Annotated in this window: 15 protein-coding genes and 1 pseudogene; 9 read left to right on the plus strand and 7 right to left on the minus strand. The window is 48.4% G+C overall.

Annotation, left to right across the window (positions count from 1 at the left end; translation table 11 throughout):
• Positions 1 to 51 precede the first annotated feature (51 nt).
• Together MKY28_RS18355 and MKY28_RS18360 are read left to right on the plus strand one after the other, a co-directional pair.
• Positions 52 to 945 (plus strand): AraC family transcriptional regulator, encoded by an 894-nt coding sequence (locus MKY28_RS18355; RefSeq protein WP_339198055.1) that lies wholly within the window; start codon positions 52 to 54, stop codon positions 943 to 945.
• A gap of 23 nt (positions 946 to 968) precedes the next feature.
• A complete protein-coding gene (locus MKY28_RS18360; protein ID WP_340936582.1) occupies positions 969 to 1,493 on the plus strand; it encodes a DUF5412 family protein in 525 nt (174 codons plus the stop codon).
• Between the two features lie 350 nt (positions 1,494 to 1,843).
• Here the strand turns inward: MKY28_RS18360 and MKY28_RS18365 are convergent, their stop codons facing one another.
• The 6 genes from MKY28_RS18365 to MKY28_RS18390 all read right to left on the minus strand — a co-directional run bounded on the left by MKY28_RS18365 (position 1,844) and on the right by MKY28_RS18390 (position 7,919).
• Positions 1,844 to 2,254 (minus strand): hypothetical protein, encoded by a 411-nt coding sequence (locus tag MKY28_RS18365; RefSeq protein ID WP_340936583.1) that lies wholly within the window; start codon positions 2,252 to 2,254, stop codon positions 1,844 to 1,846.
• Between the two features lie 173 nt (positions 2,255 to 2,427).
• Complete coding sequence (locus MKY28_RS18370) at positions 2,428 to 3,558, minus strand: glycosyltransferase family 2 protein (RefSeq protein ID WP_340936584.1); 1,131 nt, start codon at positions 3,556 to 3,558, stop codon at positions 2,428 to 2,430.
• 451 nt (positions 3,559 to 4,009) lie between these two features.
• Complete coding sequence (locus MKY28_RS18375; RefSeq protein WP_340936585.1) at positions 4,010 to 4,756, minus strand: class I SAM-dependent methyltransferase; 747 nt, start codon at positions 4,754 to 4,756, stop codon at positions 4,010 to 4,012.
• Positions 4,743 to 6,146 (minus strand): nucleotide sugar dehydrogenase, encoded by a 1,404-nt coding sequence (locus MKY28_RS18380; RefSeq protein WP_340936586.1) that lies wholly within the window; start codon positions 6,144 to 6,146, stop codon positions 4,743 to 4,745. The genes MKY28_RS18375 and MKY28_RS18380 overlap by 14 nt, the downstream gene beginning before the upstream one ends.
• Before the next feature lie 75 nt (positions 6,147 to 6,221).
• On the minus strand, positions 6,222 to 7,211 hold the full coding sequence (locus MKY28_RS18385; RefSeq protein ID WP_339286106.1) for an SDR family NAD(P)-dependent oxidoreductase: 990 nt from the start codon (positions 7,209 to 7,211) through the stop codon (positions 6,222 to 6,224).
• An 18-nt stretch (positions 7,212 to 7,229) separates the two neighbouring features.
• Positions 7,230 to 7,919, minus strand: coding sequence for a glycosyltransferase (locus MKY28_RS18390; protein WP_340936587.1), 690 nt, complete (start codon positions 7,917 to 7,919; stop codon positions 7,230 to 7,232).
• Between the two features lie 312 nt (positions 7,920 to 8,231).
• On the opposite strand from MKY28_RS18390, the gene MKY28_RS18395 reads away from it, so the two are divergent.
• Positions 8,232 to 8,942 (plus strand): GT-D fold domain-containing glycosyltransferase, encoded by a 711-nt coding sequence (locus MKY28_RS18395; protein WP_340936588.1) that lies wholly within the window; start codon positions 8,232 to 8,234, stop codon positions 8,940 to 8,942.
• Between the two features lie 217 nt (positions 8,943 to 9,159).
• Here the strand turns inward: MKY28_RS18395 and MKY28_RS18400 are convergent, their stop codons facing one another.
• The gene (locus tag MKY28_RS18400) at positions 9,160 to 9,567 is read right to left on the minus strand and encodes a hypothetical protein (RefSeq protein WP_076327225.1); all 408 of its coding nucleotides are present in this window, start codon (positions 9,565 to 9,567) and stop codon (positions 9,160 to 9,162) included.
• Between the two features lie 189 nt (positions 9,568 to 9,756).
• Between MKY28_RS18400 and MKY28_RS18405 the strand changes: the two genes are divergently transcribed.
• The 6 genes and pseudogenes from MKY28_RS18405 (at position 9,757) to MKY28_RS18430 (ending at position 14,363) form a co-directional block, all read left to right on the plus strand.
• Positions 9,757 to 10,905 (plus strand): RluA family pseudouridine synthase, encoded by a 1,149-nt coding sequence (locus MKY28_RS18405; RefSeq protein WP_143781089.1) that lies wholly within the window; start codon positions 9,757 to 9,759, stop codon positions 10,903 to 10,905.
• Positions 10,906 to 10,966: 61 nt separating this feature from the next.
• Positions 10,967 to 11,545, plus strand: a complete 579-nt coding sequence (locus MKY28_RS18410) for a DUF1273 domain-containing protein (protein ID WP_036669296.1) — start codon at positions 10,967 to 10,969, stop codon at positions 11,543 to 11,545.
• A 157-nt stretch (positions 11,546 to 11,702) separates the two neighbouring features.
• The gene (gene speD, locus MKY28_RS18415) at positions 11,703 to 12,518 is read left to right on the plus strand and encodes an adenosylmethionine decarboxylase (protein WP_036610662.1); all 816 of its coding nucleotides are present in this window, start codon (positions 11,703 to 11,705) and stop codon (positions 12,516 to 12,518) included.
• A 182-nt stretch (positions 12,519 to 12,700) separates the two neighbouring features.
• Entirely contained in the window at positions 12,701 to 13,111 is a 411-nt protein-coding gene (gene flgB / locus MKY28_RS18420) for a flagellar basal body rod protein FlgB (RefSeq protein ID WP_315371927.1), read from the plus strand.
• Between the two features lie 148 nt (positions 13,112 to 13,259).
• Positions 13,260 to 13,748 (plus strand): annotated as a pseudogene (locus MKY28_RS18425) (GNAT family N-acetyltransferase); the annotation flags it as partial.
• Positions 13,749 to 13,907: 159 nt separating this feature from the next.
• Entirely contained in the window at positions 13,908 to 14,363 is a 456-nt protein-coding gene (locus MKY28_RS18430) for an NUDIX domain-containing protein (protein ID WP_340937972.1), read from the plus strand.
• Position 14,364 lies beyond the last annotated feature (1 nt).

Genomic DNA, 14,364 nt, shown 5'->3' on the forward strand with positions numbered 1-14,364 from the left:
AAAAAATGAACATTTATTGCTGTAAGTACTATTAGAAGTAGGGAGATTGATATGCAACACGATCTGCTAGACACACTGGATAAGCTATTCGACTACATAGAAGACCATATTCAAGACAAATTAACGCTGGATCATCTGGCATCTGTGACTCATATATCCAAATTCCACCTGCATCGCATGTTCAAACATGTCAGCGGACAATTGCCTGGAGAATACATTCGTTCACGCAAATTGGCACGCAGCCTGGAGCAATTGGTGAATCTGAACTGGAAGATTATCGATATCAGCGGACATTACGCTTTTGAACATGAACAATCCTACATACGTGCTTTCAAACAAGCCTTCGGCATTACACCCCTGCAGTATCGCAAACAGGGAGCTGGAAACCTTGAATTCACAGCCCGCATGACTTCGTCCATGATCACAACGCTTCCATATGGATATATTTTCAAACCAACGTATGTACGAAAACCGGCCATGAAACTCATTGGGCAACGATCCCACATTCGGTATGCAGACAATGAAGAGCACTATGAAGCCAATTCAGCAGGCAACGACTTTTTCGAAAAACACTTTCATTCGATTCCTAACGTGTTGCAACCCAACGTATATATCGGATTTACCAATGAAATTAACGAGGATTACAGTACATATCAGCCGTCTGTAGAGGTCACCAGTCTGGATCATATCCCTGAAGAACTGGACGGAATTGAAGTCCCGGCCAACCAATATGCCGTATTCAAATTTGTGTGTGATTTCCATCCAAGTCTGATCAACATTGATCATCTGGACAGTGTCTGGACATTTATCGATGAATATTGGCAGAGCCATTCGGGGTATGAGAAGAGTGATCCCTACTATTTTGAAAGAATTGATGGCAGTCTGGCTCAGGACCACTACGGAGAGATGGACATTTATATTCCTGCAAAGCAAATTTCACTGTAAGCTGCATATGGAGGTTCAACCTTATGGACTCAAATACTCAAGCTAATTCAAGTTCATCCAATACAAATTCTCGCAAACCTTGGATAAGTAGACACCCTATTCTCACTACATTTACATTGTTGATTCTTGTACTGTTTGCCGCTGTATTCCTGTATTTCTGGCTCCGTCCTTATTTCTCTACGTTCGACCGTTCTGAGAAAGGAGAATTAAGCTATTACATGCCTTCACGTAATGGTGACTATACTGCCGAAATTTACGGTGTACCTTACGGTGGTGCGGCAGGCGGCGTTACAATCTGGGTCGATGTAAAGAAGACAAATGCACCTGAGGACGCCACGGTAAAAACGATCTATCGTGCCAAGCACCACGGAAATAACCATCTCGAATGGGAAAGTGAAAGCACACTCCGGATTGAAAACTGGAATGAATATACGGATGAAACCATTACCCTCAATATCGATGACGAAATATATGATGGATGGGGCTGGGCATGCAAAAGCTTACGAATGAAGGACCAGTATGTGCGATGCCTAGCACCCGAAAAGTAAAACAACTTAGCAGCTAATATGACGGCTCTGAACACTCGAGGTCTCATCTTGATGAGTAATCCTCACTGCACCGCATATCAAAAGTCCCAACGCTCTGTATGCCTTGTGAAAATTTCACCAAATGCTACTTTCATTACACCATGGCAGGAGATACACGCGGCACGAGAAGCATTAAAAGCCCCTCTCACCGACTCTTTCGGTTGAGCGGGGCTGCTCTTGTTCTGCATTTTATCGTTTATTTACTTATACTTCATTGTGGTCTGATATCCTTGTTTATTAACAACTTCGTAGCTCTCGGACTTTAAACATATGGCAGCATCATAATTTATCTATCATATCTATTCTACCTCTTAATCCTCTTCTGCTTCTGCTTCTGCTTCTGCTTCTGCTTCTGCTTCTGCTTCTGCTTCTGCTTCTGCTTCTGCTTCTGCTTCTGCTTCTGCTTCTGCTTCTGCTTCTGCTTCTGCTTCTGCTTCTGCTTCTGCTTCTGCTTCTGCTTCTGCTTCTGCTTCTGCTTCTGCTTCTGCTTCTGCTTCTGCTTCTGCTTCTGCTTCTGCTTCTGCTTCTGCTTCTGCTTCTGCTTCTGCTTCTGCTTCTGCTTCTGCTTCTGCTTCTGCTTCTGCTTCTGCTTCTGCTTCTGCTTCTGCTTCTGCTTCTGCTTCTGCTTCTGCTTCTGCTTCTGCTTCTGCTTCTGCTTCTGCTTCTGCTTCTGCTTCTGCTTCTGCTTCTGCTTCTGCTTCTGCTTCTGCTTCTGCTCGCAATTGTGCCTTACACTCTATTTACACTCAACCCTTATTTTCACTGATCCGCCCTATCGCATCCTACCAGCAACGGATTATTTTTTCTTGTTATTTCACTTCTACTTCAATCTATTTCCCCTATTTCCTAATCCCGCTTCAAACCCTTCTGTACTCATCTCTCCCAGTTCGTCTCTCTACTTGCGCGGTGACACTTCACCACGTTCTTCCCGCTCCTTCATCTCCTTGCGTACCACGACTTCGAGCTTCTGGCGATTGGCAAGCAACCCGGGATCGTTGGGCAAGTACTCACGGGCTTTGGTGTTATGCATCAATGCCTGCTCCCAGTTGCCCAGATGAGCATAACAAAGGGATAAACGGGCATGTGGCAGCCAGGTACGGCAAGCCATAGGCACCGGGCGCAGACCCGGATCGCGGCTGCTCACGTCCACCGCCTGCATATACCAGTAGATCGCCGAGACGGGTTCCTGCCGTTCATGAAAACAGGCCGCAATGGCGCAGCAGAAGTCGGCATGTGGCAGATCATACTGGAACGACTGTAGCAATGCTCCGAGCTTACGGCCCGGCTCACCCAGTCGTTCATAACATTCCGCCTGCCGCGCGCAGGCAATCAGGCGATCCTCGCGGTATCCGCTTGGCTGCTCCAGCAGCTTCGTGTACCCGCGTGCCGCCGCCGCATAACGCTGGCGGTCATAACATTCGCCTGCATAATAAAATAGCAGGCGACCTTGGGCTACGCCCTCTTCGGCGATCCATTTGCGCAGAATGCGCACGTTTCGCGCCGAATGATGTCCCGCTTCGCGGCGATGCGTGACGGCAATATCTGCCGTAATGACCTCGCCCCGCGGGAAGCTAAGCTGCTCGTGCAGCCGGCCATGCCAGCGGCACCCGGCATCCCACTTGACCAGGCGAAGGCGTCGGTCCGTCACAAGTGGACTCCCCTCCGCTCCCTCGGCCAGCGTGTAGTTCAAGATCACAGCTTCCGTCTTCCCCCCTGACGGAAGCTGCTGCTTCAACACCTCCAGCTTCGCCCGTTCCGCGGGCAACAACACATCATCCGCATCCAGCCATAGGATATACTCTTGCGTGGCCTTGGCGAATGACTCATTCCGCGCTGCGGCAAAGTCTTCCTTCCATTCATACGTGTAGACCTGGTCGGTATACTGCGCAGCGATGTCCATCGTGCGATCCGATGAACCGGTATCCACAATGACGATCTCGTCCGCGATGCCGACAACCGAGTCCAGACAGCGCGCCAGCGTGCGTTCCTCGTTCTTCACAATCATGCACAGACTGATGGTGATCACGTTTTGAGCCCCTTCCTGTCGTACGCGTATTGCGAAATGTCATAACGGGTTTGTTCTTTCATTGACCAGGTACTGGTACTAAGCCACTCCAATTTTCTCTTCAAACTTACGATTAACTTGTAAACCAAGAATCAGCGCTACCACTACAAGAGGCTGCTTTCACACTCATTCTCCCAAATCTCAAAGTTCAATAAAGAATTTATTTCATCTTCACTGTGGCTAACGAACTGAGGTGACGCTATTTGGTGTATTTCAGCCACCTGGTAAATGTAACGAATCTGAGACCCGCTATTCTCGCATTATAGGCATCCATTCGTCGTTTATCGCAGCTTTCAGATGAAATAACGTCGCTGAGATTCGTTACATTTCTCATTTCTCCAAAATCATCAAAATAAGGCGTGTGCGATTTGTTAGAATACCCCTGCCCTTGCCGCTGTCCCTACCTTCATAGCTACCCTTCCCCACTCTCCTGACGGCGAAGGCGTTTCACCTGCTCCACCGCACTGTCCAGTGCCTTCTTGCGCTGTTTCATTACGCGGAGGTGCTGATGTTCCACCTCAGCAAAATGGACATGATCCAGCTCCATCCACTCCATCAGTTGGTCCAAAGTGGGCGACATATGCAGTTGTGTACTCCGCCGTTTGCGGGCCACGCAACATAGATATTTATGATGAACTTCGAGTTTCAAGACTTCAAAATACGGCATCAGGCACATCGCCAGGCTTCCCGCATAGAAGGTCTGCTTGTGGTCATAGAACGGGTGATACCCATACGGCACAGTCACAACCAACGTCCCATCACCTTGCAACAGCCGATAAATCTGGATCAACAACGTCTCCGGATGAGCAAAATGTTCCAGCACTTCTCCAAGCAGCACAGTATCAAAGGTAGACCTTACTTTCCATTGCGTAATATCCAGCATTCGAAAATCCACATTGTTCCTAACTGGCCTAGACTCTTTGGCAAGCTCAGCTTGCGCATATCGGACACTTTCTTCTTCCAGATCAATCCCTGTTACACGAAACCCTTCACGTGCCAGCAGAATGGACGTAATGCCCTGACTGCACCCAACATCCAGGATGCGTTTGCCTGTCGCCTCACGGCACATCCAGTGGATACGCGTTCTCGTCGCTTCATGAGAATCCTCCGAATTAATCTCGCCATAGTAGCGTTCACTCACTCGATCATGATTCGCCATAGGTTTCTCCCGTTTTCACTCGGTGAACCGGCTGACCCAGCACCACAATATTTCCCCCGAAACATCCAGCCGTTGCATTGCGTGTATCAAAAATCAGCTTTGCATGATCTGCCATCTCCTGATAATCGAATGCCGAATGATCCGTGGTAATGATCACCAGATCAGCTCCTGTCCACAATTCCGGCGTAGCCGGCCGGGATTGAAGCACTGTACCGTCATCCTTGCGGAAGACAGGCACCATTGGATCGGTGAAAACCACATCTGCGCCGGCTGCACTCAGCAGCCGAAAAACGTCCAATGCTGGCGATTCGCGCAAGTCGTCAATGTCTTTTTTATAAGCCATACCCGCCAGTACAACACGTGCTCCTCGCCCAGTTACACCATTCTGCTCCAGCAGCTCCGAGGCACGCTTCACCACTCTCTCTGGCATTTGCCGATTGGTTGCATCCGCCAGCTGAATGAATTGCAGCTCCGATCCCTGACGGTTTGCAGCCCAGGACAGATAGATCGGATCGATTGGAATACAGTGCCCTCCGATGCCGGGACCGGGATAGAATGGCATATAACCAAACGGCTTGGTTGCCGCCGCATTCAGTACTTCCCAGATGTTTACCCCCATCTGTTCACAGGCCGGGGTCAGCTCATTCACGAGTGCAATATTGACACTGCGAAATGTATTTTCGAACAGCTTTGCTGTCTCCGCTACCGTTGTTGAACTTACCGGAACAACTTCGTTGAGGAACGAGCCGTAGAACTGTTTACCATAATTCAGACAAGCGGGTGTCGAACCGCCAATAATCTTCGGGGTATTTTTCACACCATAATGCACACTGCCCGGATCTACCCGCTCTGGAGAATAACAGACGTAGAACTGTTCTCCAGCTCGCCAGCCGTTTGACGCTTCAATCGGTTGTTTGACGCGTTCCTCCGTTGTGCCCGGATAGGTCGTGCTTTCCAATATAACCAGGCTGCCTTCCTGCAAATACGGAGTCATGCCATCCACCGCCGCCGAGATATACGAGATATCCGGTTGATGCTCGGCGGTCAGTGGGGTGGGCACACAGATCACAATGACATTGGCCTGTGCCACCGCTGCATAATCGGTGCTTGCCGTGAATAATCCAGCCTGCATAAGCGACTGCACAACATCATCTTCTATACCTATGACATACGAATGCCCGGCGTTCAGCTTGGCTACCTTGGAAGTATCGATGTCAATCCCGTGGACTTGATAACCTGCCTGTGCCATCTCTACAGCCATGGGTAAACCAACATAACCGAGACCAATGACAACAGCTTTTAGGGAGCGGTCATTAATATGTTGTATTAGGGCACGTTGCTGTAACTCTTCATTACCTTCGTGCTGGTTGTGTTGATGATTTTCTTCCATTCCTTCCACCTCCAAACGCTCCGCCTCCCCTCGGTGGGTGTGTCTGAAAACTCCGAACGAGTTTTGAGACACACCCTAATCGATATAGCCACCTGCACGCAAAAACCGGGCAATCGCTGGTTTGTTCATCATGGCACTGTCCGAGCGATACTCGGAGAAGTTCACACGTGGCAGACTGCTGTACTGATCCGTCAGGCTCTTGTCCTTGTGCTCTGGCAGGATGACATAATACTGCGCATCGTATTGGTACGTACGCGGCGCTTCAAAGGGCGAGATCAACACTTCATGCAATTTCTCGCCTGGACGTATTCCCGTCACCTTATAATCGAAGGATGGACGACCTGCCTGTTCCAACATGACGGATGCAAGTTCCGTCATCTTGCAAGCTTTCATTTTCATCACAAAAGTCTCTCCGCCCACGGCCGCCTCAGCCGCCTTAAGCAGTAAATGTATAGCTTCGGTACGCGTCAGGAAAAAACGGGTCATGCCTTTGTCTGTAATGGTCGGGCTTTTGCCTTCATCGATCTGACGCCGGAACAAAGGCACAACACTGCCGCTGGTTCCAAGCACATTGCCCCCGCGGATGCAGACAAACCGGGTACCTTCACTTAGCCAGTTGGCACGGATCATCATTTTTTCACCCAAAGCCTTTGTCATGCCATATACGTTAATCGGATCTACTGCCTTATCGGTGGACACATCGATGACTTTGGCAACCTGCATACGTATCGCAGCCCGAATAATATTCTGCGTCCCGATTACATTGGTCTTGAATGCTTCATCAGGTTGGTCCTCGCAGACCGGAACGTGCTTCAGCGCAGCCAGATGGAAGAGCACATCCACACCTCTGCATGCATCTTCCACTGCCCGATAATCGCGGATATCCCCAATGATGAATCGCAGACGCGGATCATGGTTGAACTCTCGCTGCATCGCAATCTGGGCGTATTCATTACGTGACAGAAGGCGAATCTCAGCCGGGTCCTGCTCCAGCAGCACCTCGGTCAGCTTTTGACCCCAGGAGCCCGTTCCTCCGGTGATCAGAATCGTTTGTCCTTGAATCATGGATGAATCCCTCCCTGATCAGATCATGAATTCGCGTAGTACCTGTGCCATCTCATCCCGGCTTAACCGGTCTTTGGGCGGTACCTTTTTGGTTGAAGTATTGCTCGAATGCACGATGTTGACATAATTGCGCGGAGCAAGCAGCTCGTGCGGCAGTTCAATGACATTGCCATGTGTACCTCTGCCCGGAAGCTTGACCCGGTATCCTGCTACGTATTCGGCTGTCTTATATAAGTAGACATAGAACTGTGGAGAACGGTGAAACGCTGGGGCCATCTCGTTATTCACACTGTCCCACAGATATCCGTTCTGGTTAATCAATGCCATCGTCTGCTGCTGTGGTTGAATATCGTAGAGCTGTTGAACAAAGGTTTTATGGTATAAATCATCCGAATCCAGACGGGCAATATAGAGTTGCTCCGAACCATTGGCAAACGCCAAAATGGCACGCACACTCTCCATATTGGTTCCAAAACGAATATTGGAGGGAAGCGGCTCCTGACCCGCCAGAATCTCCTGCATTAATTCCCCGGATTCCTTGGACAACTTCACCACTGTGAGGAAATCCTGATTCGTCTGTGCCTTCAGGCAATGCAATGTGAACGTGCGGAAGATGCTCATCCGACGCTCCAGCCATTCCCGCGTTAATCGCTGCGGGTCCATCCCATAATTGTTGAAGTTAATCTCAATCACAACTTTCCTGGACATAACATTCCTCCTCATGAACGCTGCAAGTTCCGTTTGTCGGATACAGACTGTTTTCATAGTTTTGATGCCGTCTTCCTACGAAAACCATCTTCTATCTATCTGATCGCTTACAAGCGACATCTCGCTTGTGAATCCAGCACTCTATATCGTATGAAACGTTGATAGAAGCGGTACCGACAGATGTACTAACTTTCATATAAATAGATTGATATTCAACTAAGGATGGCGCCCTTTGGGTCGAACGTACATATCGTTACGGTAGTCGCAACATAGAATAGAACAGTTCAATTTTCAAAGGAGGCAACCCATCAAATGAATTCGATCTATCTTGAAATGGAAGGTGTGCTTGATCAGCTCGAAGCGGCACTTCTGGAACACCGACCGCTGTCTCTTGTAAGAGTCGGTGATGGCGAGAATATCGTCATGTCTCAAGAAACCGTATGGCCCACGGAACAGGTCCTTCAGGAGCGTTGGGCCAAGAAAGCCAACCTAGGGCAAAAGGGACTTCGTCTTCCCAACCCGAAACTACGGGATGAAGTCGCCGCTTCCTTGCAACGTGCCGATATCGTGGGCATTCTTCCTTGTGGTGACAGCACCATTAATGCTCCCGATTATCTCAAAAGACCCCTGACCGATATGGTATTTGCACACTTTGGCATCTCTCCTCCGATGACTTGTCACGCCTGTGTTAATCGGGAACTGGCGCAGAACCCGCGTTTCTGGCAGATGCTTGCAAGCAAGCGTGTGTTACTCGTAACTCGTGAGATTGAGGCACTGCGTGTCATGCTCGAACGTGATCCGTATAATCTGAACATTGTGACTGCCCTGCCCTTCGACAGCTATGATCAAATGGATGAAACGCTGCACTGGATTCAGAATAATCAACATACCTTCGATGTCGCTCTCTTCTCCTGTGGCGTCAATGCGGTTATCCTTGCGGAGCGAACAGCTGCACTTGCAGGCAAAGTGGCCATTGACTTTGGCAAAGCCAACAACATCATTCTGAAAGGCCGTGCCAACTGATCCTGGACAGTTTCAAACTTTAGTTTCGTGATTTGTATTGACACGTGCAGTTGCTTGTACGGCAAAAACCCCCGACTTCTTGAGCCGGGGGTTTCTTGCTGAGCGCTAGTCGAAACCTATCGTTGCATTGTCTTGCGTATCTGGGGTATGAAGCGAACTCTGCCGTCAACAGAAGTGATGACGAAGCACTCTGCCTGTTATATTTCGGCTTTCACTACTAACCGGTGGCTGCAATACCGTATAACATCTCCGGCCCGGTTCTTACTGCTGTGGACACCCCCGAGATGAACGAAGTATACACACTTTCCAATGCTGGTGGTGCAGACAGATCCTGAGCTGTGAACGAATGGAATTCGGCACCTCCGTTCTGTCCAATCGTACCTTCAGCACGGTAGATGATATAGAAAGGATCATATAAAAAACCTCGCACAAGCTCCACAACAAAGGTATCTCCCAGTTCCCCCGTAACACCTACTGTCCCGTTCAACGTAATAATGGGATTCACCACACCCTGCGTCTGTAGACCAATGGTGCCAAAAGCTGTCGGGGAATCTGACAGTGACAAACCGGGCTGTCCTACGGTTGCCGAGTTCATCGAAGTTCTCATATCGAGAAACACGCCCATGATAACACCTCCAATGCTATGGGATACCCTATCCTATGAATCTCACTACTCTTATGATTGGATGTATAGCAGATTGCATGAACCTATTTTTATTTGTCGACTGTTAATGGTATATTGAACTGCATAACGAAAATGAACGGATCGTATGCACACAAGCGGTACAGGCTGTTCAGAAGGAGATTACTATTCATGAATAAACGCAAACGTCCAACCAGCAAGACATCGGCCTCGGCCAAGGGGAAATCTTATACAGGTTCATCTTCAGCACGTTCCGGCAAGTCCAACTTCTCATCTGCCAAAACATCAGGTGCTTCCGCATCACGCAATACGGAGGAGAATAAGAAGCCAATAACCGCGAAATCATCGGGTGCACCCAAGAAAGCTGGAGGCAACAAACCCAAAAATGCCAGCGCATCCAAACGACCAGGCAATTCCTACTATCGCAAGCAGGAACCACCACGCCAGTACAAAGTGACCGAACCGGATGAACTGTTGAATTTCCTGTTGCAGCATTTGAAATCAGGACGGAACGCAGTGAAGTCCATTCTGGGTCGTGGACAGGTATCCGTGGATCAGAAGGTTGTAACCAAGTTTAATGAAGCGCTGACGCCAGGTCAGATTGTCTACATCCGAAAAGAAGGTGCAGTCGCTGCTCCATCCTTGACGGGAATTAACATTTTGCATGAAGACGATGATATCATTGTGATCCGCAAGGAAGCTGGACTATTGTCCATTGCCGCTGACAAGACAGATGACCTGACGGCTTATCGCCAACTGACAGAGCATGTGCGCCGCACCAATCCGCTCAACCGGATCTTTGTTGTCCATCGTCTGGATCGGGATACGTCGGGTGTTATGATGTTTGCCAAAAGTGAAGAGGTGCAGCAGAAGCTGCAAAACAACTGGAAAGAAAATGTGCAGGACCGCGTATACGTTGCCCTTGTTGAAGGTTCAGTAGCCAAAGAAGAAGGCACCATCTCTTCCTGGTTGAAGGAAACCAAAACGCTGAAAATGTATTCCAGCTCTCGTCCGAATGATGGACAACATGCCATCACACATTACAAACGTCTGAAGTCGAACCGTGAGTTCTCCCTGCTGGAAGTGCGTCTGGAGACAGGCCGTAAAAATCAGATTCGTGTGCATATGGAAGATCTCGGACATCCGATTGCCGGTGACAGAAAATATGGTGCACGCACAAGAGACCTTGGCCGTCTTGGACTTCATGCACGTATACTCTCGTTTATCCATCCCACAACGGATGAGTTAATGTCATTCGAAACGGATATTCCAAAGCCATTCCTGTATCCGTTCCGTGCAGAAACTCCACCCGCGAAATAACTGCATCGTTATATAGAAAATTCACTGATCGATTGATCATACCTGAAAGGAGGAACGGACACTGAAAAACCTGTTAATCACCGGTTACCGGGCACATGAATTGCAGATTTTTGGACAGAAGCATGAAGGTATTCCTTTTATCAAAAAAGCCATCTCTTCCCGACTCACTCCCCTTGTCGAGGATGGTCTGGAATGGGTGCTGACGCCGGGACAATACGGTGTGGACCTGTGGGCCTGCGAAGTGGTCATTGATCTGAAGAAGACGTATCCACATCTGAAACTGTCGATCATCACTGCCTTTCAGAACCCGGAGGAGCAATGGAAAGAAGACAAGCAGGAGTATTACCGTTCCATCCTCTCGGGTGTGGACTATTACGGTGCGATTAGCAATCAACCTTATATCGGGCCGTGGCAGTTCACTGCACGGGATGACCTGTTGCTGCGTAAAAGCGACGGTCTTCTGCTCGTCTATGACGAAGATGCCGGTGAAGGCAGTCCCCGTTTTGTGAAGGAAAAAGCCGTGAAGAAGCAGCAGAACGAGGACTATACAATCATCAGTGTCACTTCAGAGGATATTCAATCTGTAGCTGAGGATGAGCGCATGAACGATGTTATAGACTTTGACGATTCTTCATTCTGAAAAAATGTAGATCATCTGAAGTCCATTCATGCATAGCTTTCATCAGAGGGGAATCGTATTTTGAATGATGTACATATGTTTTTTTTCGAGGCAGGTTGGGTATAAGTAGTATTATAACTGCGATGATATGTCGTATGGGATAAGGGGAACTGCAACCATGACAATTACGCCAGAGCAGCGCATTCAACTGCATGGATTTAACAACCTGACCAAGTCGTTGAGTTTCAATATGTACGATATTTGTTATACCAAAACCAAAGACGAACGCGAAGCTTACATTGAATATATTGATGAACAGTATAACGCCGCCCGGCTGAGTAAAATTCTGAACAACGTCTCCGACATCATCGGAGCCCACGTTCTTAATGTTGCCCAGCAGGATTACGTGCCTCAAGGTGCGAGTGTTACGATGCTTGTCTCGGAAGGTCCAATCGTGGAGATCCCCGAAGAATCACTCGATGAATCTCCCGGCCCTCTGCCCGATAACGTTGTCATGCAGCTGGATAAAAGCCATATCACTGTGCACACCTACCCTGAATTTCATCCTAGTGAAGGTATCAGTACCTTCCGTGCGGACATTGATGTCTCCACCTGCGGTGAGATCTCACCGCTTAAGGCGCTGAATTATCTGATCCACTCCTTTGATACGGACATTATGACGATGGATTACAGGGTGCGTGGTTTTACGCGGGATACGAGCGGACGCAAGCTGTTCATTGACCATGAGATCGGCTCGATTCAGAATTATATTCCGGATGAGATCAAGAGCAGCTTTGACATGATTGACGTGAACGTCTATCAGGAGAATATTTTTCACACCAAGTGTAAACTGAGGGAATTTGATCTCGACAATTATCTGTTTGGGTACACTAAAGATAAGCTCAGCAAGAAGGAACAACAGGAGATTACGGAGTGGCTGAAGCTGGAGATGGACGAGATATATTACGGCAAAAATATTAATCGTCCCTCTTAAAGAGGTTGTTCAACGCTGATCCATAAGGGCAAGGGCTAAGACAAGATTTCATGAAGGCAGGGTTCTTCTTATCGGGGACCTCCGGCATGTGCTTGTCTTTTTCTTTGTTTTGTTGACAGTGTGCAACTTTATTTCTTATTATAGAAGTAACTGTACAATCTACAGTGAAGGAGACTGAGCCCGTGATCGAAACGAATACGACAAGACGTAACGAATCACTGTTACAAGCACTGACTGCACAACACAATGCCATCACCAACAACATTGCCAATGCAGACACACCCAACTACAAAAAGAAAACGGTAGAATTTCAGGAAGAGTTGCGACGTATCGTTGAAAATGGCAAAACAGATCAGCTCGCCATGAAGCGGACTCATAACAAACACTTCCCTGTCAGTGATCCCAATTCTTCCATCGTACAGTACCGAATTGTCGAGAACAACGAAACAGCCATGAACAATAACAACAATAACGTTGACATTGACAAGGAAATGGCGAATCTTTCGGAGAATCAGCTCATGTATAACTACATGGTTGATCGGGTCAGTGGACATTACAAAAAAATGAAGAATTTATTGAATGATCTGAAATAATGAATGTACAAGCAGCCCGAAACGGCTGCTTTTTTTTGTTGTTTTTCCCTGAGTGTAGCTCGTTTGGTGCCATTTTTCGGTATCCTCTCCTGTTCGTAGTATAATGGGGAGAAACGATTGATTTCATATCGAACAAAAGAGGTGCAACATGTCTCCACGTCATTTAAATGGTTTTCTAGGTTCCAAAGTCAGATTAGCGGCCCCATGCCCGGAAGATTGCATGCGTCTCTCCCGCTTCACAGATGATTATGAATATTTGCGCAACATGGATACCGATATCGCGATCCCGTTAACGCCGGATGAAACGGGTTCTTCGTCTGTCCGGCGAGACAACGGATTTGAATTTGCATTACGTACACTGGAGGGTAACCGATTCATTGGATTCACAGCCCTCTACCGAATTGAATGGAACAATCGGTCGGCTCGTCTGGCCATTGGTATCGGCGAAGAGAATGATCGAGGTAAAGGTTACGGAAGCGACGCTCTGGCTCTGATTCTTCGATACGGCTTCCACGAGTTGAACCTGAACCGGATTGCGCTGGAAGTCATTGAATACAATGAAGCCGCGAGACGTGCGTACCTAAAAGCCGGATTCCGGGAAGAGGGTCGCCAGCGTTCAGCAGTTTTGCGGGATGGCATGCATTACGACCTGATCTCAATGAGTATCCTTGCTGAAGAATGGTCCGCACAGGCTGGGCTTCCCTTGTCATTCCAGTCTACTCGTACTCCTGAATCTGGGGATATGGTAGCGGGTGGTTTTTCACAACCTAATGGGAACGAACAAGCTTCGCTGTCAATGTCGGAATTAAGTTCTGTTCCAATAGGTGAATCTGAAATTTCACCTCGCATCGGCGTAGGTGCGGTCATCCTGAATGAACGGGGCGAAGTGCTTCTCGCTTGGCGGAATCGTCAGCCCGAGCAGCACACCTGGAGTATTCCCGGTGGGAAAGTAGATCCCTATGAATCACTGGAGACTGCCGTCATCCGTGAAATCAAGGAGGAAGTGAATCTGGATATCGCCATTGACAGTCTGCTCTGCACGGCGGAGACGATCCAGCCACAACAGAAGGAACATTGGATATCCGTGCTCTATTCCACCAAGGTGATTGGCGGTCATGCTCGTAATCTGGAAGAAGGCGGAGCCATCGGTGAGATCGGTTGGTTCCCATTGAATGATTTGCCCTCTCCACTCGCCTGCTTTGCCGTGCCTGGGCTGGAAGCTGTGAAGAAGATGTTTAATGAATCCCTGTAAA

The organism is Paenibacillus sp. FSL R5-0473 (assembly GCF_038004565.1).
GTDB lineage: Bacteria > Bacillota > Bacilli > Paenibacillales > Paenibacillaceae > Paenibacillus > Paenibacillus amylolyticus.

What these genes read in the sequence shown, in the direction of transcription:
- MKY28_RS18355 (WP_339198055.1), top strand. Translation starts at nt 52, where the DNA reads ATGCAACACGATCTGCTAGACACACTGGATAAGCTATTCGACTACATA.
- MKY28_RS18360 (WP_340936582.1), top strand. Translation starts at nt 969, where the DNA reads ATGGACTCAAATACTCAAGCTAATTCAAGTTCATCCAATACAAATTCT.
- MKY28_RS18375 (WP_340936585.1), bottom strand. Translation starts at nt 4,756, where the DNA reads ATGGCGAATCATGATCGAGTGAGTGAACGCTACTATGGCGAGATTAAT.
- MKY28_RS18380 (WP_340936586.1), bottom strand. Translation starts at nt 6,146, where the DNA reads ATGGAAGAAAATCATCAACACAACCAGCACGAAGGTAATGAAGAGTTA.
- MKY28_RS18385 (WP_339286106.1), bottom strand. Translation starts at nt 7,211, where the DNA reads ATGATTCAAGGACAAACGATTCTGATCACCGGAGGAACGGGCTCCTGG.
- MKY28_RS18390 (WP_340936587.1), bottom strand. Translation starts at nt 7,919, where the DNA reads ATGTCCAGGAAAGTTGTGATTGAGATTAACTTCAACAATTATGGGATG.
- MKY28_RS18395 (WP_340936588.1), top strand. Translation starts at nt 8,232, where the DNA reads ATGAATTCGATCTATCTTGAAATGGAAGGTGTGCTTGATCAGCTCGAA.
- MKY28_RS18400 (WP_076327225.1), bottom strand. Translation starts at nt 9,567, where the DNA reads ATGGGCGTGTTTCTCGATATGAGAACTTCGATGAACTCGGCAACCGTA.
- MKY28_RS18405 (WP_143781089.1), top strand. Translation starts at nt 9,757, where the DNA reads ATGAATAAACGCAAACGTCCAACCAGCAAGACATCGGCCTCGGCCAAG.
- speD (WP_036610662.1), top strand. Translation starts at nt 11,703, where the DNA reads ATGACAATTACGCCAGAGCAGCGCATTCAACTGCATGGATTTAACAAC.
- MKY28_RS18430 (WP_340937972.1), top strand. Translation starts at nt 13,908, where the DNA reads ATGTCGGAATTAAGTTCTGTTCCAATAGGTGAATCTGAAATTTCACCT.